Source organism: Prevotella sp. MGM2, assembly GCF_002933955.1.
Classification (GTDB): domain Bacteria; phylum Bacteroidota; class Bacteroidia; order Bacteroidales; family Bacteroidaceae; genus Alloprevotella.
In genome coordinates this window covers 1-569 of sequence record NZ_BEWW01000065.1, presented here as the reverse complement: position 1 = coordinate 569, position 569 = coordinate 1, and the positions used below count along the sequence as shown (strand labels likewise).

At 56.8% G+C, this 569-nt stretch carries 1 protein-coding gene; it reads right to left on the bottom strand.

Features of this window, described 5'->3' with window-relative positions:
• Nucleotides 1-141: 141 nt before the first annotated feature.
• The gene (locus tag C5S62_RS01510) at nt 142-417 is read right to left on the bottom strand and encodes a hypothetical protein (protein ID WP_223301096.1); all 276 of its coding nucleotides are present in this window, start codon (nt 415-417) and stop codon (nt 142-144) included.
• Nucleotides 418-569 lie beyond the last annotated feature (152 nt).

Here is a 569-nt window from a genome sequence, read left to right as displayed (position 1 = left end):
GCCATCCGGCGACTTCCTCCATAGCCGTGCGCTCGGCCTGTCGGCGTATATCCTCGGAGGACTGGCAGATAATTTCAAGGTCGGACGGGCAGGTAACTACCCGGTAATCGTCGTTGGTAAGAAAAGACATCGGAGCATGGATTAGACGGTTCTGTAAATCGCGATGGCCTCTATGTCTGCGGCGGTAACTCCTTTGCGGTAGACACCCTCGCGCACAAGCCGCTTGATATGCTGCTTGCTCACGACCACAGGGCGACCGTTAAGGTTAATGACAAGATGCTTCTGCCCGGAGACGGCGCGTCGGCGGTCGGCCTCGCGTCGGCAATGGCGCAGACGGCAGTCGAAAACGACCGCACGGAAGTAGGTTCTGATGTTGCGGAATAATTTCATATAGGAGAAGTGTTGAATTGTTACCATGAATTTTTAGGGGCTTTGCGGCGACCCACGGAGGGCTTGAACCTCTGCTGCCGGGTAAGCCCCTGCAGAATGAAAATCGCTCCCTCGTCGGCATCCGGACCGTCGTCGTGTCCCGACATACCACGCTCACAGGAGAGCGTCTGGTCTATGCC